19 protein-coding genes are annotated in these 18,584 nt (G+C 50.5%); 12 read left to right on the forward strand and 7 right to left on the reverse strand.

The genetic code is table 11. From position 1 onward, the window contains the following. Positions 1-65 precede the first annotated feature (65 nt). The 3 genes from HY879_22335 to HY879_22345 all read left to right on the forward strand — a co-directional run bounded on the left by HY879_22335 (position 66) and on the right by HY879_22345 (position 2,227). A complete protein-coding gene (locus tag HY879_22335; GenBank protein MBI5606082.1) occupies positions 66-494 on the forward strand; it encodes a hydrogenase iron-sulfur subunit in 429 nt (142 codons plus the stop codon). A gap of 144 nt (positions 495-638) precedes the next feature. Continuing rightward, positions 639-1,307 carry a methylenetetrahydrofolate reductase C-terminal domain-containing protein gene (locus tag HY879_22340; protein MBI5606083.1) on the forward strand — a complete coding sequence of 223 codons (669 nt, stop codon included), beginning with the start codon at positions 639-641 and terminating at the stop codon, positions 1,305-1,307. Continuing rightward, complete coding sequence (locus tag HY879_22345; GenBank protein ID MBI5606084.1) at positions 1,304-2,227, forward strand: methylenetetrahydrofolate reductase; 924 nt, start codon at positions 1,304-1,306, stop codon at positions 2,225-2,227. The genes HY879_22340 and HY879_22345 overlap by 4 nt, the downstream gene beginning before the upstream one ends. A gap of 113 nt (positions 2,228-2,340) precedes the next feature. Here HY879_22345 and HY879_22350 read toward each other — a convergent pair whose 3' ends face one another. The 3 genes from HY879_22350 to HY879_22360 form a co-directional block, all read right to left on the reverse strand. Next, positions 2,341-2,850 carry a (Fe-S)-binding protein gene (locus tag HY879_22350; GenBank protein ID MBI5606085.1) on the reverse strand — a complete coding sequence of 170 codons (510 nt, stop codon included), beginning with the start codon at positions 2,848-2,850 and terminating at the stop codon, positions 2,341-2,343. Positions 2,851-2,886: 36 nt separating this feature from the next. Continuing rightward, positions 2,887-3,654 (reverse strand): (Fe-S)-binding protein, encoded by a 768-nt coding sequence (locus HY879_22355; GenBank protein ID MBI5606086.1) that lies wholly within the window; start codon positions 3,652-3,654, stop codon positions 2,887-2,889. Between the two features lie 110 nt (positions 3,655-3,764). After that, entirely contained in the window at positions 3,765-4,451 is a 687-nt protein-coding gene (locus HY879_22360) for a nitrate reductase (protein ID MBI5606087.1), read from the reverse strand. 261 nt (positions 4,452-4,712) lie between these two features. Here HY879_22360 and HY879_22365 point away from each other — a divergent pair, with 261 nt between their 5' ends. The 9 genes from HY879_22365 to HY879_22405 all read left to right on the forward strand — a co-directional run bounded on the left by HY879_22365 (position 4,713) and on the right by HY879_22405 (position 13,801). Further along, entirely contained in the window at positions 4,713-4,982 is a 270-nt protein-coding gene (locus HY879_22365; protein MBI5606088.1) for an STAS domain-containing protein, read from the forward strand. A gap of 3 nt (positions 4,983-4,985) precedes the next feature. Next, positions 4,986-5,363 (forward strand): response regulator, encoded by a 378-nt coding sequence (locus HY879_22370; protein ID MBI5606089.1) that lies wholly within the window; start codon positions 4,986-4,988, stop codon positions 5,361-5,363. 6 nt (positions 5,364-5,369) lie between these two features. Next, on the forward strand, positions 5,370-7,466 hold the full coding sequence (locus tag HY879_22375; GenBank protein MBI5606090.1) for a chemotaxis protein CheA: 2,097 nt from the start codon (positions 5,370-5,372) through the stop codon (positions 7,464-7,466). Between the two features lie 129 nt (positions 7,467-7,595). After that, positions 7,596-9,914 (forward strand): PAS domain-containing protein, encoded by a 2,319-nt coding sequence (locus HY879_22380; GenBank protein MBI5606091.1) that lies wholly within the window; start codon positions 7,596-7,598, stop codon positions 9,912-9,914. 17 nt (positions 9,915-9,931) lie between these two features. Continuing rightward, positions 9,932-10,390, forward strand: coding sequence for a purine-binding chemotaxis protein CheW (locus HY879_22385; GenBank protein ID MBI5606092.1), 459 nt, complete (start codon positions 9,932-9,934; stop codon positions 10,388-10,390). A 6-nt stretch (positions 10,391-10,396) separates the two neighbouring features. Next, positions 10,397-11,239 (forward strand): hypothetical protein, encoded by an 843-nt coding sequence (locus tag HY879_22390; GenBank protein ID MBI5606093.1) that lies wholly within the window; start codon positions 10,397-10,399, stop codon positions 11,237-11,239. A gap of 13 nt (positions 11,240-11,252) precedes the next feature. Next, entirely contained in the window at positions 11,253-11,816 is a 564-nt protein-coding gene (locus HY879_22395; GenBank protein ID MBI5606094.1) for a hypothetical protein, read from the forward strand. After that, entirely contained in the window at positions 11,813-12,868 is a 1,056-nt protein-coding gene (locus HY879_22400; protein MBI5606095.1) for a chemotaxis response regulator protein-glutamate methylesterase, read from the forward strand. Before HY879_22395 ends, HY879_22400 begins: the two co-directional genes overlap by 4 nt. A 6-nt stretch (positions 12,869-12,874) precedes the next feature. Continuing rightward, positions 12,875-13,801: a diguanylate cyclase gene (locus HY879_22405; protein ID MBI5606096.1), complete on the forward strand. Its 927-nt coding sequence runs from the start codon at positions 12,875-12,877 to the stop codon at positions 13,799-13,801. Positions 13,802-13,830: 29 nt separating this feature from the next. Here HY879_22405 and HY879_22410 read toward each other — a convergent pair whose 3' ends face one another. The 4 genes from HY879_22410 to HY879_22425 form a co-directional block, all read right to left on the reverse strand. Then, entirely contained in the window at positions 13,831-14,631 is an 801-nt protein-coding gene (locus HY879_22410) for an ABC transporter ATP-binding protein (GenBank protein ID MBI5606097.1), read from the reverse strand. Between the two features lie 104 nt (positions 14,632-14,735). Then, complete coding sequence (locus HY879_22415) at positions 14,736-15,560, reverse strand: ABC transporter ATP-binding protein (protein ID MBI5606098.1); 825 nt, start codon at positions 15,558-15,560, stop codon at positions 14,736-14,738. Further along, a complete protein-coding gene (locus HY879_22420) occupies positions 15,557-17,473 on the reverse strand; it encodes an AMP-binding protein (GenBank protein MBI5606099.1) in 1,917 nt (638 codons plus the stop codon). The genes HY879_22415 and HY879_22420 overlap by 4 nt, the downstream gene beginning before the upstream one ends. 158 nt (positions 17,474-17,631) lie before the next feature. Beyond that, positions 17,632-18,584: ABC transporter substrate-binding protein (locus tag HY879_22425; protein MBI5606100.1), on the reverse strand; the 953-nt coding region annotated here is incomplete at its 5' end.

The following is an 18,584-nucleotide window of genomic DNA, read 5'->3' on the forward strand; positions in this document are numbered from 1 at the left end:
TTGCCCTGGGCCTTGCGCCTTGCGCCTTGTACCGTCAATAATTATATTAGAAAAGGAGTTTACGAATGACCCATCATTTTGAACCCAAGATCGTGGCCTTCTGCTGCCAATACTGAGCCTATAGCGCAGCGGACCTGGCAGGTTCGATGAGGCTGCAATATCCAACCAACATTCGGGTTATCATGGTCCCTTGCACCGGCCGGGTGGATGTGATCCACCTGCTCAATGCCATTGAGGAAGGGGCGGACGGCGTCTATGTGGCCGGTTGTCTGGAAGGGGATTGCCACTATATCAGCGGTAATCTGAAGGCCCGCAAACGGGTCGGACAGGTTAAAAAGATCCTGACTGAATTAGGCCTTGAGCCGGAACGGGTCGAGATGTATAACCTCTCGGCCGCCCAGGGTCCCCGGTTTGCCGAGATCGCCCGGGAAATGACCGATAAGATCAAGGCGTTAGGTCCCAGTCCGGTCGGGACCATGGATAAAGCGGCATGAGAAGCTTTTAGTTCGGAGTTATTAGTTCGGAGTGCGGTGTGGACTTTTAATGATATTTTTCAATAAACTTACTCCGAACTCCGAACTCCGAACTTAATTTTTGTTTAACTTACAAAGCTAATAACTTAGTGTGGGAGGAAAACCATGGTAGTTGCCGAAAGAAAACCTTTAAACGAAATCCTGGCCATGCTCCAGCCCTATAAAAAGATCCTGGTAGCCGGGTGCAAGGGTTGCGTGACCGTTTGCACTACAGGCGGCAAGAAAGAGGTTGAAATCCTGGCCTCGGAAATCAGGATCAGTCGAAAAAAGGATGGACAGGAGGTGGATGTCCAGGAAATCACTCTGGAACGCCAATGCGATCCCGAATATATCGATCAATTGGAAAATATGATTAAAGATCGGGATGCCGTTCTTTCCATTGCCTGTACCGTCGGACCCCAATATATCGCCGCCCGATATATGGATAAGATGGTCTTCCCGGGGCTCAATACAACCTTTATCGGGGGATCCCGGGAACATGGGGTCTTTGCGGAATTCTGCCAGGCCTGCGGCTCTTGTATTATCCATAACTTCGGCACCTTGTGCCCCATTACCCGATGTTCCAAGAGTCTTTTAAACGGACCTTGCGGCGGATCGGCCAATGGCAAGTGCGAAATCAGTAAAGAGGTGGACTGTGTCTGGCAGTTGATCTATGACCGTCTCAAGGGTTTAGGACAACTGGATCAGATGACCCAGGTTGTCCCCTGTAAGGATTGGACGACCAGCCGGGACGGCGGACCCAGGAAAATGATCAGGGAGGATTTAAGGCTATGAAATCGGGAAGCAGATTAGAAAAGGTATTAACCGGCGGTCATTTTGCCGTTACCGGGGAATGCGGTCCCCCGAGGGGTGCCAATCCGGATGTGGTCCGGAAAAAAGCGGCCTTCTTAAAAGGGGTCGTGGATTCGGTGAATGTTACCGACAATCAGACTGCGGTGGTTCGCATGTCCAGTTTTGCCGGATGCCTTCTTTTAATGCAGGAAGGGTTGGAGCCGAACCTGCAGATGGTAGTCAGGGACCGGAACCGGATCGCCCTCCAGAGCGATATCCTGGGGGCCTATGCCCTGGGGGTTCGCAATATGCTCTGCCTTTCCGGGGATCATCAAAAATTCGGGGATCATCCCTCGGCTAAAAACGTTTTTGACCTGGACTCCATGCAGCTCCTTCAGACCGTCAAGAAAATGCGGGATGAGGGGAAGTTCATCAACGATCAGGCCATCGACACCCCTCCCAAGATGTTTATCGGGGCCGCAGCCAACCCCTTTGCCGACCCGGCCGAATTCCGGGCCATCCGTCTGGGCAAGAAGGTGGCCGCCGGGGTCGACTTTGTCCAGACCCAGTGCATCTACAACCTGGACCGGTTTGAGCGATTCATGCAGCAGGTGCGGGATATGGGCCTGGATGAAAAGGTCTATATCCTGGGCGGGGTGACCCCGATGAAATCCGTTGGTATGGCCAACTACATGAAGAACCTGGTACCGGGGATGGATGTGCCGGTGGAGGTGATCAACCGCCTGAAAGGGGTCCCAAAAAAAGATCAGACCAAGGAAGGGATCGCTATAGCCATCGAAACCATCCAGCGTCTGAAAGAGATGAAAGGGATCGCCGGGGTCCATGTCATGGCCATCGAATGGGAAGAACGGGTCCCGGAGATCGTGGAAATGGCCGGGCTCCTGCCCAGACCCCAGGTGTGATTTCGGATTTCGGAATGTGGATTGCGGAGTTATTAATCCGCAGTAAAAGACAAAGGCCGCCCATTTTTGGCGGCCTTTTTTATTTTTTGTTCTTGCTGCAAACTCCGAACTAATTACTCCGAACTTTCTTCCCCTGCCTCTTCTTCTTTGGCCTTCAATTCCTCCGGGATATACATGATCTCTTCAAAGATCTCCTTGAAGGACATGACTTTTATCCCCAGATCGTATTCCTTGCTCAGATCCCGTACCTGGTCATAACAATTATGACAGGGACAGATGACGATCTTGGCCCCGGTGGCCTTGATCTGGTCGGCCTTGACCTTGCCGGCCTCCATGCGGCGTCGTTTAAAGGGGGGGCCCATGGGGATGGCCCCTCCGCCGCCGGAACAGCAGTAGTTGTCATTCCCATGGGGGGTCATTTCCCGGAAGTCTTCGGCAATATGACCGATAATATACCGGGCCTCCTCTGCCAACCCCCCACTGCGGGATACATTGCAGGGGTCCTGATAGGTGATAGGCTCCTTGATCTTATGCGTGAATTTCAGACGGCCGTCGCGAATATATTCGGCAAAAAGTTGGACGCTGTGAACGACCTCAAATTTATAATCGCCACTTAACCAGATCGGCCCTTCAAACTGAACGGCCCGGTAGGCGTGGCCTCACTCGGTTATGGCTACTCGTTTGACTTGCAGTTCCTCGGCGGCCTCCTTGATTAATTTAACAATATAAGTAGCACTTTTAATGTCCCCGGCAAACATGGCCAGGTTGGTATCATCCCAGCCCGGTTTACTGGGGAAGGTCCAGTCCTCCCCGACGACATGAAAAATCTTGGCCGCCATCTGGATATCCTGGGGATAATATTTGGGCTCCCGGGCATTGACGGTATACATGATGTTGGCCCCTTTTTTATCAATGGGGATAGTCGCTCCCGGAAGTTCCTCCTGCAGCTCTTCTTCCATCCATTTAAGGGTTTCCACCCAGTCTTCTTCGCTGACGGCCATCTGGTTTCCCGTTTCCAGGTAGTTTTGGATGGCTGCCTTCAGCCCTTCGGGGGTCATACCCTGGGAGGTAAGAATACCACGAAGGGTAGCCACCATCATGGCCATATCGATCCCAAAAGGACAATAAAGGGTGCAACGCCGGCACAGAGTGCATTCTCCAAAGGCCGTATCGTACAGCTCCTGCATAAACGGCTCGTCCACTTTCCCTTTCTTCTTGACCAGTTTCTTCAACTTTTGGGCCTTAAAGGAAGGGACCATCCTGGGGTCTTTGTTCTTGGCCAAAAAGAAGTGGCAGGTGTCGGCGCAAAGACCGCAGTGGGCACAGATCCTCATCCACATTTTCAGGCGGGCGTTCAGGCGGGCATCGACCGCCTGGCGAATGGATTCCGGGTTAATGGTTAAGGGTTGTTTTTGGGCTTCAGCCATAGGTTGGTCCCTCCGTTTGTTTAGTATTAAGCCCTAATGCCCGTTTAGGGGCACCACGAATCATGAAAATTGTTTTCGCCGAACGCCGAACGACGAACGGCATTTTCGAACTAAACGGAATAATTCCTTCTGCCGAACTCCATACCGGTAACCGATCGAGAGACAAAGAACATGACCCAATGAGAGAGTTTAGTAAAGGGAACCACCATCAACATCAAGGCTCCGGACATGATATGGATCTGGTTTCCATATTGTCCATAAAAGGGAAGGGCCGAGGTCGCCCACTGGTAAGCGGCCCCATCCGGATGGGTATTGAGATAACCGGTCAGGAAAGGCAAGGCACAGATGATTACCAGCAAATAGTCGGAAGGGGTGGAAATGATCCGGACACTGGGCAAAACGATCCGGCGAAGGATAAAAAAGAGGGCTATCGCCAAGAGGGCCAAAGTCATCCAATCGGCCCAGGTATCAGGCATGGTCCACCATTTCCATTTAAACCGGCTTTCTTCCCAGAGCATCATATGGGCGCTGTAAAAAAGGGGCACCGCCAAAAGGCAAATGTGGAAGACATAACCCAGAACGGAAAAGATAGGGTTTTTTTTGAGATCTGGGTTGGCGGGTAAAAGCCAGCGGACAACGGAAAGGAGCATCCATTTGAGGCTGAAAAAACGATAGATGGGCTTGTCTTTTTTGCTGCTCAGGGTAAAGAAAAAGATGAGACGCAAGGTGCTTCCAAAAAGGAAGGTTAAAAAAGCAATCCATACCAGGGGTCCTTCGACAAAAGCCGGAAAAGTCATGGTGACCTCCTAATCAGATAGTTTTACAGAGAGCGCGTCAGCCTTACCAGGCACAAATTCACTATCCTTTACAAAAAATCCTGGTTTCTGTCAATAAAAAAGAACCATACTAATTAAATAGTCTTTATGGCTATCTACCAGTGAAAGGTGGGCCAGGAAGTCTTTTTTATTGATTTTAGTCTTAATTTAATGCTAAAAATTTTATAGAATTTTTCAAATCTTCGAACTTAAAAAAAACAGGGCTCAAAAAACGATTTGACTATGCCCCTCAATATCGTCCTTCATGGAGAATATACCCTCCATAATCTGGAACGGCTCCAGGAACTGCTTCTGTCGGCCCTGGATGAACAGGGGGAAGTCGCTATAACCTGTAAGGACTTGACCTACCTGGACACTGCAGCCTTTCAGCTTATAGTGGCCTTAAAGAAGTCCCTGGGAAATCGCCCTTTGGTCCTTCAGGAAGTCCCTTCTGCCATCCTGGAATCGGCCGACCTTTTAGGATTAACCACTTTTTTAAAACTGCGAGGCTAAAAAATGGATAGGCATATCCTGGTGGTGGATGATTCTCCTACCCTGCGGACCTCCCTGACCTTCTGTCTAGAAAATGCCGGCTATCAGATCACCGAGGCCGAAAACGGCCAGGAGGCTTTGGAGATACTCAAGAGGCTGAAGGAAGAAGGAACCTCCATCTCCCTCATCATTACCGATATCAATATGCCGGTTATGGATGGGATTCGTTTTATCCAGGAAGTAAAGACCACTTCTTTTCGATTCGTCCCCATTTTAGTATTGAGTACCGAAACCGGGAGAAGTTTGAAAGATCAGGCCAAAGCCGCCGGGGCCGCCGGTTGGCTGCTTAAACCCTTTCGCCCCGAACAATTGCTCTGGGTCATAAAAAAATTTATCAGGTAATTATCTTTGGAAAGTAACGAACTCTTAGAGATTTATTTTTCAGAGGCCGAAGACCTTCTCCAGAGAATCGAGAAAAACCTGCTGGCTCTGGAAGAGGCACCTGAAGATCCGGCCCTGGTCCAGGAAGTTTTTCGGGCCTTCCATACCATGAAAAGCAGTGCCGCCATGGTCGGCTTTGATTCAATTTCAGAGTATGCCCATCTCCTGGAAAACCTCCTCGAAAGGTTGCGCAGCGGCCGGCTTCCAACTTCCCGATCCCTTATATCTCACCTCCTGACCGGACAGGGGTTGCTGCGCACCATGGTCGAAAAGGTTTCCCGGGGAGAAGAGGCCATCTCCCCGACCGAACTTTCGGCCCAAAAAGAACAACTGGCCCGTTTTATGGGACTTCAAGTTGCAGAAGAACCCCCTCCGGTCGCAAGTCCTGTTCCCCTGGCTATTGAGAAGAGGGAGCATTTCTACAGGATCTCCCTCTCCTTTCATGAGGATTTATTCTTTTCAGGCCAAGACCCCTTGATGCTCCTGAAGGAACTCCAATATCTGGGAGAAATGGTCCAGGTCCAGACGGATTGTTCCCGGGTCCCCGGGCTTGGGGAGATTAATCCCTTTACCCTTTATCTTAACTGGAAAATCATTTTTCGCACCGAGGAACCCCTTACTTCCATAGAAGAGGTCTTTTGTTTTGTTATGGAAGGGAATCAGGTAACCCTTCAGGATGTCACCCAGGAATTTCCAGAGGGAATCGATCGTTCATTGGCCGACAAACGGATCGGTGACATTCTTCTCGATGAAGGAATTATTAATCCGGAAGACTTACAGGAAGCCTTGCAGGATCAAAAAAAAATCGGACAGGTACTTCTGGAAAAAGGGAAGGTCGCACCAGAGGCCCTTTCGCAGATTATGGCCAGTCAGGAAAAAAGCCGTTCCCTGCTCCGAAGATCCACCATTCGGGTGGACACCCAGAAATTGGATCACCTGGCCAATTTAATAGAAGAGTTATCGGTGAATCAATCCAGAGTATCCCATGAACTGGAAGAAAAAGGTCAGTACGCTTCCCGAATTTTGTGGGAAGAAATGGACCGGGTGGCCCAAAATTTAAAAGAAATCCGGGAACAGGTCATGCGGGTTCGGATGTTTCCTTTGGAAGGGACCTTCCAGAGACTCCAAAGGATGGCCCGGGATCTGGCCATCGAGGAAGGAAAAGAAATAAAATGCGAGATTCATGGGACGGAGACCGAACTGGACAAGGATCTGATCGAGCAGATAACTGATCCATTGAAACACTGTATCCGGAATTGCATCGGCCATGGAATCGAGACACCGGAGGAACGACGAAAAAGCAATAAGGCCCCTCTGGGTCTCCTGGCCATCAAGGCCTTTCAAAGAGAGGGGAAAATTTATATCCAAATTGAGGACGACGGCCGGGGGCTGGACGAGGAAGCGATCTACCAGAAGGCGGTGGAAAAAAAACTCCTCCCTTCGGGGAGCAGACCTGCTTCGGCTGAACTGCAGCGACTTATCCTGCTTCCTGGTTTTTCAACGGCCCGGGAGGTCACCGATCTTTCCGGTAGAGGGGTCGGGCTGGATGTCGTCCGGGACCAGATTTCCCGCATAGGCGGCCAGATTGAAATTTCTTCGGCCCCCGGTCAGGGGACAACCATCACCTTCAGTATCCCTTTGACCCTGGCGGTTATGGAAGGTCTACGGATTGACGTGGGAGGAGAACCTTATATTGTGCCCCTGCCTTCGGTCCTGAAGGTCCGGGTTATAAAAGACCAGGACCTCAAAACCATTGAGGCCCGGGAAGAAGTGCTCCGTTTTGAAGAACGGTATATCCCGGCTGTTCGCTTGGAAAAGATATTGGGGATTCCCGGCGAAACCAGGAAGGATAGCAAAAAAATCGCCTTAATTTTGGACAGTCACCGGAGGCGGTTCGCCCTCCTGGCCGATCAAATCCTGGAAACCCGCCAAGTGGTTATTAAAGGCCTGGAGACCAATTTCCGTTCCATTCCGGGGTTTGCCGGGGGGGCTATTCTGGGCGACGGAAGTGTTTGCCTGATCCTGGATATTTTCGGCCTGGACCGAATGATCTTTGGGGATTGAGGACTTAATTGAATGGTATGGGAATTTCCCAATTTAAACTATTTGAAATCTGGTAAAGAAAAGCCTTTTTTGAAATTTTCATAATTCAGGAATCCGCAATCCGCATTCTAAATTGGAGGTGGGGGATCTATGAACCTGCAACAGGTAAGACTATTCGGAAAATCACTACGTTTTAAGATCCTGGTTATTCTGGTGATTACCATCAGCCTGCTCATGGGATCTTTAATTTTTTATTTCAACTTCATCCATTATCATTCCCTGGTCACCAGGTATTCAGACTTTGGGCACCAGATGCTTTTAACTACCAGGGCCGCCATTCTTCTCCCTATGGCCAAGGGTGATATGGAAGGGGTCCGCAGCCAACTGGAGGCCCTGGGGTCCACCACCCGGAACCTCGACGGTTTTATCTTCCATTCCAATGAAACGACCGTTTATTCGGATCAACAGGAAAATTTTAAAAAACCCCTTTCCGAAGTGATTCCCGATCCGAACCTTTATCAAAAATTTAAGACTTCCCTTAGCCAAGGGGCTTTCTTTAATCAAGGGTTCCTGACCAGGATCAAGAACAATTATCATATCGCCTCTTTTGAACCGATCCTGAATGACCCTTCCTGCTATCAGTGTCACGATTCAAAAAAGAAAATCCTGGGAGGATTGCTGATTACCCAGGACATCCAGAAGGAGTATGAGGCCGTCCGCTCTTCCTTTCGGAAGGTTCTGTACCTGGGGATTTTCGGGGTGATAGTCATCGTCTTGATCCTTTATCTCCTCCTGTATAAATTAATGACCCAAAGGATCCGGAGATTAAGTGACCGGGCCGGAGAAATTGCCCAGGGGAACCTGAACCTGGAGATTCCTATTCAAGGAGAAGATTCCATCGGACGTTTGGCTTCCAATCTCAGCATTATGGTTCAAAACCTCCGGAATCAGATGGAATACGCCAACAGCCTGAAATACGGCATTCCCGATCCTTTCTTTATCGTCGATCCGGAGATGACCGTCACCTACCTTAACCCGTTGGCAGCTAAACTTGCGAAGGTCAATCCTCAAGAAGTGGAAGGAAAAGTAAAGTGTCATGAACTTTTTAGTTCTGATATTTGCCAAACAGATTGTGCTCTTAAAAAAGCCCTCCGAACCGGAGAGACGACTTCGGGGGTCAGTCGTTCCATCACTACCAGCAAAGGTAAAACTATGGTTATAATGGTTTCTGCGGCCCCTTTGAAAGACTCCCAGGGGAAGATTTTAGGGGCTTTTGAAACCTTTAGAGATATTACCGAGATTGAAAAAGCCCAGGACCAGATTAAAGAAACAGCCCAAAAAGAGGAGGCCGACCGCAAATATCTGGAAAAAAGGGTCGAAATACTCACCACGATTTTACAAAAAGCGGCCGATGGTGATCTTTCCGTTAAAGCCCTCACAGAAGAGAAAAAAGATATCATGGACCAACTCTCGGTCATGACCAATGAGACTTTCGACAAAATGGGAAGACTGATAGCCCAAACCAAAGGAGCGGCCCTGGGGGTTGCCCAGTTGGCCGGCCAAATATCAGGGGGAAACCAGGATCTTTCCCAGAGGACCCAGCAACAGGCCAGTACCATGGAGGAAATCAGCGCCACGATGGAGGAGATGGCCGCCTCCATTCTTCAGACAGCCACCAATACCAAACGGGCCGATCAAATGACCAGGGAAGCCGTTAATCTGGCCCTGGAGGGAAATCAAGTCCTTCAAAAAACCTCTTCTTCCATGGATCAGGTTATTCAGTCCAGTCAAAAGATTTCCGAGATATTGACTCTGGTGAACGAGATCACCTTTCAAACCAACCTGTTGGCCTTAAATGCCGCCATTGAAGCGGCCCGGGCCGGAGAGCACGGTCGTGGATTTGCTGTTGTTGCCCATGAAGTCCGCAGTCTGGCCCGTCGCAGCCAGGAGGCGGCTAAAGAAATCCAGGATCTCATCCAGGACAGTTTGAATAAGGTCTCATCGGTCCATCAATTAGTAAAAGAAACCCACAGCAGCCTGGAGAAGATCCAGCGTTTGATCCAGAGACTTTCCGAACATATTTCACAGGTAGCCACGGCTTCACAGGAACAATCCAAAGGCTCGGAAGAGATCAACCAGGCCTTACTGGAGCTTCAAAATATTGTGCAACAAAATGCCCTCCTGGTAGGGGACTTGGCCCACTCCAGTCAGATGTTGGCCAACAGTGCCGAGGCCCTGCAATTATCCACAGAAGGGTTCATCCTCCCAAAGGAAATAGAAGTTAACATACCAGAATTGCATCCACCCTCTCTATCCAAAGGGGGCCTTCCAAAACCAAACGATCGACGGGGGGCTGAACCCCCTGTCCGTCGCCGCCTTGAGGAAGATCTCATCCGGCCCAACCTTCAGGAAAAGGAACCGCTGTCCGCGAAGGACCTGGATATGGAAGAAGGATTTGAAGAATTCTGATCTTTGGGAAGAAAACCATGATGGAAAATAGCTTTCAATATATCACCTTCTTTCTGGATCAGGAAGAATATGCCCTGGAATTACTGAAGATCAAAGAGATCATCGCCTTTCGCCCCTTGACCCGTGTCCCCGGAATGGGAGGGTTTATCAAAGGCATTCTGAACTTAAGGGGGGTGATCCTGCCGGTCTTTGATCCCCGGGAAAAATTTGCCCTTCCCCTCCGTCCTTATGAAGCCCATACAGTCATTTTGATCCTGGAATTGGCGGGGAGATTGGTTGGTCTTATTGTGGACAGGGCCAGCGATGTCGTCGATCTGGCCCAAGAATCCATACAGCCTCCTCCGGCCTTCTCCACACCTATACAAAAGGATTACATTCAGGGTATCGGTTCCGTCGAGGACCGCTTAGTGATCCTTCTTAATGCCGACCGTCTCTTGAATGAACAGGAAATAGAGGCCCTGGATAAAACAGGTTGATGAATTATGACCGACCTTGATTTTTCTTTAAGTGATAATGAATTTAAAGGCCTTCAAGACCTGATCAGTCAGGAGACCGGCATTCAAATTTCAGACTTTAAGAGGGTTTTTCTTGTGGCCCGGCTTTCCCCCAGGCTTAAAGAACTGGGGTTTCACCGTTTCAATGAATATCTCGGGTTGTTGCAAGACCCTGTTTATAATAAAGAGGAAATAGGCAAGCTGATTAACCGGATTACCACCAATGAGACCCGTTTTTTCAGGGAGCAGCATCACTTTGAATATCTGAACCGGACCTATCTTCCCTCTTTAGTTCAGACCGGGCAAATCCCCAAAAAAATATCTTTCTGGAGTGCCGGTTGTGCAACCGGTGAAGAGGCCTATACCCTAGCTATGGTCCTGTCCGATTTTAGAGAAAGCCATCCCTGGATCGAGCCCCGCATCCTGGCCACGGATATCGACTCCGAGGCCTTGAGCAAGGCCCGAACCGGGCTTTTCCCGGAAAAGGCCGCGGCCCATATCCCCCCGGACTCCTTAAAAAAATATTTCCTCAAAGGGGTCAAGGAATGGACCGGTTGGATCAAGACCCGGGCCGCTTTAAAGGAAATGATCAGCTTTCAATACCTTAATCTTCATAAACCCGGGCCGCTTTCCTTAGGACCTTTTAATGGAATTTTTTGTCGCAATGTCCTGATCTATTTTCTTCCCGCTTCCCGGGAAAAGAGTCTGGAGCTTTTCCGGCGAAGCCTTTTGCCTGAGGGACTCCTTTTTCTGGGGCACAGTGAAAATATTTTCGATAAAGAAGAGGACTTTCGATCTTTGGGAGAGACCGTTTACCAAAGGATCGACTAAAAAAAGGATTTTCATGCAGACCGGGTATAGTGATAAATACAAACTTCCGATCAATTTTTTGAATCCCGGAGAGTATTATGCCACCAATCGAACGGAGATCCTGGGCACCGTGCTCGGTTCTTGTATCTCGGTCTGCCTGTTCGATTCCAAGAATCAAATAGGGGGGATGAACCATTTTATGCTCCCCGGCTGCATTTCCACCAAGGAGATCCTGGTCAGCGAAATCGGACGATACGGCCTTTATGCCATGGAACTTTTGATTGGAGAAATCATCAAAAAAGGGGGGGACCGCAAGACCCTCAAAGGAAAATGTTTTGGCGGTGGATCGATACTTAAGTTCCGCCAATCCGATGGCAATATCCCGGAAGCCAATATTCAATTCATCCGGAAATATTTTGAATTAGAAAAAATCCCACTGATTGCCGAGGATCTGGGAGGGGAATGGGGACGGAAAATCTATTTCTTTGTTCCCGAAGGACGGGTCCTCCTGAAGCGACTACACGATATCAATGAAGCCCTGATCTTAAAGGAAAATGCCTATAAGGGCTCCCTGTTCAGGAAAAGGAGTCGACCTTGAAAAAAATTGACGTTTTGGTGGTCGATGATTCCCCTCTGATGCGGGCCTGGCTGAAAAAAATACTCTCCACTGATCCGATGATCGGGGAGGTGACCACAGCCCAGGATCCCCAGGAGGCCAAAATCTTTTTGCAAACGAAGCGACCCGATGTCATTACCTTAGATGTTGAGATGCCGGGGATAGATGGAATTTCTTTTTTGAAAGAGATCATGTCCACCCACCCCTTGCCGGTGATCATGGTCAGCGCCTATACCCAGGAAAATGGCCAAACCACAATCAGGGCTCTTTCTTTGGGGGCGGTGGATTTTATCCCAAAACCCGGCCCCGGTTTAAAAGAGGAAAAAGAAACCTTCCCTCAGAGACTTCTGGCCAAAATCAAAGAAGCCGCCCAGGCCCGAACCATGATGCTGCGTTCCGCCCCGGCCTCCGCCGGATTTCCAGGGCCTGAAGTTGAGACGGTCCGCCCCCCTTCCCAGATAATGCTCGGGCTGGTAGTGGGCATAGGGGCCTCCACCGGAGGCACCCAGGCCTTGACTTTTCTGTTCTCCCGGTTACCTGAAAATATGCCCCCGATTATTATTGTCCAGCATATGCCTTCCCAGTTTACGGCTTCCTTTGCCGAGCATCTGGATCAAGTCTCTCCATTAAGGGTTCAGGAAGGACGAAATGGAGATCGACTCAAAAAAGGCCAGGGACTGGTCATACCCGGAGGCCTCCATGGCCGGATCGAAAAAGATCGGTTGGGTTTTTTCCTGACCTTGAGCGACGACCCACCGGTAAACCATCACCGGCCTTCCGTCGACGTCCTTTTTTCTTCTATGGCTGAAAAGGTAGGGGGAAAAGGGATAGGAATCCTTTTGACCGGGATGGGAGAAGACGGGGCCCGCGGGCTTCTGGCCATGAGAAAAAAAGGGGCCGGGACCCTGGCCCAGGACGAATCCACTTCCACCATTTTTGGAATGCCCCAGGCGGCCATAAAATTAGGGGCGGCCCAGGAGGTGGCCCCTTTGGAGGAAATACCCGTTTGGATGATAAAGAAGACGAGGACCTGACCGGTTATGAGTAAAATCCTGATCATCGACGATAGCCGTTTGATCACCCAGTTCGGTAAAAGCATCCTGACCGGCAAGGGCCATGAGGTCCTGACCGCTGATTCCGGAGAACTGGGTTTGGAGATGGCTTTACGGGACCAACCCGACCTGGTCCTCCTGGATGTCATTTTGCCCGGGATGGACGGCTACCAAATCTGCCAGAAACTGAAAACAACGGCACAAGCCCAGGACATCCCGGTGATCATGCTGACCTCAAAGGCTGAACCGGCTGACAAGATCAAGGGACTGGAGTTGGGGGCTGTAGACTATGTCACCAAACCCTTTGATGCCGGGGAACTCATCGCCCGGGTCAATACCCATTTGCGGATGAAAGAGCTCTATGAAGCCCTCCAGGAAAAAAACAGGCAACTTCAGGAAATGGCCAACCGTGACGGCTTGACCGACCTCTATAACCACCGTTTTTTTCACGAACACCTGACCCGGGAAATGGACCGGGTGCGCCGATACGGCGGGATAATTTCCTGTGTCATTGTCGATATCGATTTTTTTAAAAAGGTCAACGACACCTATGGCCATCAGGCCGGGGACCTTATACTGAAAGATGTGGCCGATATCCTCCAAAAGGGGATTCGGGAAAGCGATCTGGCGGCCCGGTACGGAGGAGAAGAGTTCGCCCTGATCCTCTTACAAACCGACGCCCAGACGGCCATCCTGATCAGTGAGAGGATTCGCTCCCAGATAGCCGCCAGGCCCTTTCTTGCGGTGGAGCCGGCATTACATATTACGGCCAGTTTCGGAGTAGCCTCTTTCCCATCGCCCGGAATGAATGCCGAAAGGGATTTGGTTGAGGCCGCTGATCAGGCCCTGTATCAGGCTAAAAAGGGGGGAAGGAACAGGGTGGTTTTGTCTAATACTGGGACGGCAGGTATCTGAGACCTGTTATAGCCCCATCGGATATTCCTTCAAGCCAGCCATCGTTTGCGGCGTTTGTAATGTTTCACATCCCGGTAGCTCTTTTTGCCCACCTCGGTCAAACCTAAGTAGAATTCTTTGATATCGGCGTTTTCCCGGAGTTTCTCCACCGTATCGTCCAGGACGATACGACCGTTTTCCATGACATACCCATGGTGGGCGATACTTAAAGCCAAACGGGCATTCTGTTCCACTAAAAGAATCGTTACGTTTCTTTCCTGATTGATGCGTTTAATGATCTCGAAGATCTCGGCCACCAGTAACGGGGCCAGCCCCATGGAAGGCTCATCAAGGAGCATCAGTCTGGGATGGGCCATGAGGCTGCGGCCGATGACCAGCATCTGCTGTTCGCCTCCGCTGATATAACCGGCCAGGACACCCTTCCGTTGTTTCAGACGGGGGAAATAGCCATAGACCACCTCGAGGTCTTCTCTCATCTTGCGGCTATTTTTATTGGTATGACCTCCGGCGATCAAATTCTCCTCTACCGTCAGGTCCACAAAAACCCGCCGGCCTTCCATGACCTGAAAAATACCCATCCGGACGATCTTTTCCGGATACTGGCGGTCGATCCGTTGTCCCAGATAGGTGATAGAGCCGTCGGTGACCTCGCCGTCTTCGGACTTGAGTAATCCGGAAATGGCCTTCAGGGTGGTCGTCTTACCGGCCCCATTGCTGCCCAGGAGGGTCACAATCCGGCCTTCCGGGACCTGGAGGGAAAGCCCCTTCAGTACCAGAATGGTGTTATGATAGATGACTTCGATGTTATTGACGACTAATAAGGGTTCCATAAAATCTCTTTGGCCCAAGGCGCAAGGCTCAAGGCACAAGGGGGAAGATATCCTCGCTTATATCCTTTGCCTTGCGCCCTGCGCCTTACGCCTTGAACCTTTATTTATGCTCCCAACCTCGAATAGGCCAGATCCTGTTCGCCCAGGTAGGCCTTGATAACCTCTTCATTATGCCTGATTTCTTCCGGCCGGCCCTCGGCAATTTTTTGGCCGAAATCCAGGACACAGATCCGATCACAAATATCCATGACCATTCCCATATCATGTTCGATCAGGATAATGGTCACCCCCCATTCTTCGTTGATGTCCAGGATAAACCGGGCCATGTCTTCGGTTTCTTCCAGGTTCATACCGGTGGCCGGCTCATCAAGGAGTAAGATCTTGGGTTTCATGGCCAAAGCCCGGGCCAATTCGACCCGCTTCTGCAGCCCGTAAGGCAGGGTATGAACGATCTGCTTACGTATCGGCTCGATTTCCAGAAGATCAATGATCGTCTCCTCGATTTCTTTGCGCAGAGTCAGCTCTTCGCGACGGGTTTTTCCATAGTATATCCCGCCCGAAAAAAATCCTGATTTCAGATGGACATGTCGGCCTAATTTAATGTTATCCAGGACGTTCATATGACCGAAGAGTTCGACATTTTGAAAGGTCCGGGCAATCCCCAGTTCAGCAATTTTATGGGGCTTGATCCTGGTAATGTCCTGTCCTTCGAAAACGATCTTCCCGGCCTCCGGTTGATAAAAGCGGTTGATGCAGTTCAGCAGACAGGTTTTCCCGGCGCCGTTGGGGCCGATAATGGCAAAGATCTCCCCCGGCCTGACACCGGTGGTGACCCCGGAAAGGGCCTTGATCCCTCCAAAGGTCAAGGCGATATCCTCAACGATCAATTGATAGGCCTCAAGACTGTCGAGATGCTTTGACCGGGTCATCCTTCGTCTATTACCTCTTTGATCCGGACCAGGGTCTTCATACGAAAACCGGTCCCATCCTGATAGCGGATTTCCGATTCCACAGGCAATTCTTCCTGGGCCCCGTATAGGGCCTCGATAAGGTTGGCATACCGTTCCGCCACGAAACCCCGGCGCAATTTTCTGGTTCGGGTCATTTCATCATCATCGGCATCCAGCTCTTTATACATCATGACAAAACGCCTGACCCGGGCGATCCTGGGCAGCGACCGGTTGATCCGCTGGATTTCGGAAGCGATCAGGTCGTAGACCTCCGGCTTTTGGGACAGGTCGGTGAAGGTGGTAAAGGTTAATTTATGGTTTTCCGCCCATTTGCCCATGTTCCCCCTATCCATGATAATCAGGGCGGCAATGTGGGGACGGTCCTTGCCGACCACCATGGCTTCGTTGATATAGGGGCTGAATTTCAATTTGTTTTCGATGAGCTGGGGAGAAAACTTACTGCCATCGGCCAACCGCATGACATCCTTTTGACGGTCGATCATAACCAATTGGCCGTCATCATCCAAAATCCCTTCATCCCCGGTGTGGACCCAACCTTCGGCATCGATCGTCTGGCGGGTGGCCTCTTCATTTTTATAATAACCCTTGAAAACCGTTGGTCCTTTAATCAGGATTTCCCCGGCATCGGAAATCTTTAATTCAACTCCCGGCATGGGATGGCCAACGGTATTCAATTTGACGCTGTCGTTGCGATGCCCCACGGCAATTCCGGTCACTTCGGTCTGTCCGTAGAGTTGTTTGATATTGATGCCCAGGGCCATAAAAAAATTGAAGACCTCCGGCCCGATGGGGGCCCCGCCGGTATAAACATTTCTCAGATTGGTCAACCCCAGATAGTTTTTGAGGGACCTAAAAAGGAGTAAATGACAAATCCGGTTCAGAACCCTCCAATGAAAAGGGGTTTTTTTATTTTGTAATTTCAGATCGGCCAGGTGGTAGCCGGCCGGCATGCACCCATTATAGATCCATCGTTTAATCCAGGCCGCATCCTGGATCCTGACCTGAATGTCGGAACACATCTTCTCCCAGTGGCGAGGGGGGGCCAATAACAGGTGGGGTCCTATATCCCGGATGTCCTGGGAAACGGTCTCCACCTTTTCCGGGAAATTGATGGTTACTCCCTTATAGAGATTCCAGGCCACCGAAGTGGCCTGTTCCCCCACCCAGGGCAGGGGCAGGAACGAGACGTGGTTGTCCGATGAAAAAGCCGGGTCAACCCGGTCAAAATTTTCGATCATCCTGATCAGGTTACGATGGGTGAGCATAACCCCCTTGGGCAGACCGGTCGTCCCCGAGGTATAAAGGATCATGGCCACATCGTCTTCCTGGACCTGGTTAAGCCAGGTTTCAAAAAGGGTCGGGTCCTGCCGGTCCTTTTCCTGTCCCATGGCCAATACCTTTTGGAGAGGGATCAACACCGGATGGTCGTAATGGCGCATCCCCTTCAGGTCGTCGACGATTACCTTTTTGACCTGATGGACCTGATCGATCATGTTGAGGATCTTGTCGGTTTGTTCCTGATCTTCCACCATGACAAAAACAGAATCGGAATGGTCGATGATATACTGGACCTGTTCCAGATGGCTGTCCGGAAATATCCCCACCACCGCACCGCCCAGGGCCTGAATGGCCAGTTCGGAATAAAGCCATTCCGGACGGTTGTCACCGATGACCGAGAGCTTATCCCCTTTTTCATAACCCAACGCCACCAGCCCCAGGGAAAGGTGCCTGATTTTATCATAATATTCCCGCCAGGAAACCGACTGCCAGATCCCGAATTCCTTCTCGCGCAGGGCTATCTTGGTGTCCCCATATTGGGCGGCGTTGCGTTTCAGCAGGGCCGGGAGTGTTTTAGGAGTTGATTGGGTCATCGTGTTTGTTGCGTTTATCGGGTTATTGTGTCGGGCGCAAGGCCCAAGGCGCAGGGCGCAAGGATCAAGCTAAAACATAACTTTTTTCTCGCCTTACGCCTCACGCCTTTTGCCTTTAGCCTTGTACCTTGCGCCTTGAACCTTAAACCCTTTTGTTATCAATCCAGCATAATCCAGTCGGTAATCGGGTCGAAACGTCCGGTCTTGGAATTGCCCCGAACGACCCGCCCCACGGGGATGCTGTTGTTCCTGATGGTTACCGGCGGCATCAATCCCCCGACATCGAAATTTTTTATAGACTGAAGGGCCTTGACCAGACTTTCACCGGTAACCGGACCGGCTTTGTCCGCCCGCTTCAAGGCCTCGACCATCAGGGTGGTGCCCATAAAAACCTGCATGTAGGCCTGGGAGCGGTATTCGGCGGCCTTGGGATTGTGTTTCTGGACCCATTCCCGGATCTTCTTGATCATGGGATATTGATCCTGATAGTAATACGAATAGGCGGTGACCCCGATATATTCATCGGACAAAGGGCCCAACTGGTCGAGGAGGTGCTTCTCGGTGGACCAAAAGGTGCCCATAAACTGGCACTTAAGTCCGTAATCTTTGGCCTGCTTCATGACCTTCTGGATGGGATCGGTAACATACCCCTGGAAAATACAAAATTCCACATTTTTCTTTTTCATATCCAGGATCTCGGTTGTCACATCCACCCCGCCGACTTTGGTCACTTCTTCGGCCACCACCTTAAGGCCCAGCTTCTTGGCATATTCCCGTCCGAAGGGAATGGGTTCCCGGCCAAACTCGGTATCGCTGTAAAAGAAGGCAATGTTGGCCCCGGGTTTTTGTTTGGCGATATACTTCAACAGGACGGCGAATTGCTCATCATAGGTGGGCATGGGAATGAACAGATAAGGGTTTTCCTTGGGGTTGGCGGCTACATTGGCACAGGTATAGGCCGAATACAGGACCTTATAACGATCCTTGATTTCCGGAGCCAGGGCCTTGGTCATGCCGGTACTCTGCCCCCACATGAGTTGGGGTTTGTATTGGCTTTGAAGACTCTTAAAGGCCGCGATCCCCACGTCGTCTTTGTATTCCCCATCCTTCC

The sequence above is a fragment of the Deltaproteobacteria bacterium genome (assembly GCA_016219225.1).
Lineage (GTDB): Bacteria > Desulfobacterota > RBG-13-43-22 > RBG-13-43-22 > RBG-13-43-22 > RBG-13-43-22.

Excerpts from the sequence above, each read along its gene's own strand:
- HY879_22340 (MBI5606083.1), top strand. The coding sequence starts at position 639 with ATGGTAGTTGCCGAAAGAAAACCTTTAAACGAAATCCTGGCCATGCTC.
- HY879_22345 (MBI5606084.1), top strand. The coding sequence starts at position 1,304 with ATGAAATCGGGAAGCAGATTAGAAAAGGTATTAACCGGCGGTCATTTT.
- HY879_22355 (MBI5606086.1), bottom strand. The coding sequence starts at position 3,654 with ATGGCTGAAGCCCAAAAACAACCCTTAACCATTAACCCGGAATCCATT.
- HY879_22360 (MBI5606087.1), bottom strand. The coding sequence starts at position 4,451 with ATGACTTTTCCGGCTTTTGTCGAAGGACCCCTGGTATGGATTGCTTTT.
- HY879_22365 (MBI5606088.1), top strand. The coding sequence starts at position 4,713 with ATGCCCCTCAATATCGTCCTTCATGGAGAATATACCCTCCATAATCTG.
- HY879_22370 (MBI5606089.1), top strand. The coding sequence starts at position 4,986 with ATGGATAGGCATATCCTGGTGGTGGATGATTCTCCTACCCTGCGGACC.
- HY879_22380 (MBI5606091.1), top strand. The coding sequence starts at position 7,596 with ATGAACCTGCAACAGGTAAGACTATTCGGAAAATCACTACGTTTTAAG.
- HY879_22385 (MBI5606092.1), top strand. The coding sequence starts at position 9,932 with ATGATGGAAAATAGCTTTCAATATATCACCTTCTTTCTGGATCAGGAA.
- HY879_22390 (MBI5606093.1), top strand. The coding sequence starts at position 10,397 with ATGACCGACCTTGATTTTTCTTTAAGTGATAATGAATTTAAAGGCCTT.
- HY879_22395 (MBI5606094.1), top strand. The coding sequence starts at position 11,253 with ATGCAGACCGGGTATAGTGATAAATACAAACTTCCGATCAATTTTTTG.
- HY879_22405 (MBI5606096.1), top strand. The coding sequence starts at position 12,875 with ATGAGTAAAATCCTGATCATCGACGATAGCCGTTTGATCACCCAGTTC.
- HY879_22410 (MBI5606097.1), bottom strand. The coding sequence starts at position 14,631 with ATGGAACCCTTATTAGTCGTCAATAACATCGAAGTCATCTATCATAAC.
- HY879_22415 (MBI5606098.1), bottom strand. The coding sequence starts at position 15,560 with ATGACCCGGTCAAAGCATCTCGACAGTCTTGAGGCCTATCAATTGATC.
- HY879_22420 (MBI5606099.1), bottom strand. The coding sequence starts at position 17,473 with ATGACCCAATCAACTCCTAAAACACTCCCGGCCCTGCTGAAACGCAAC.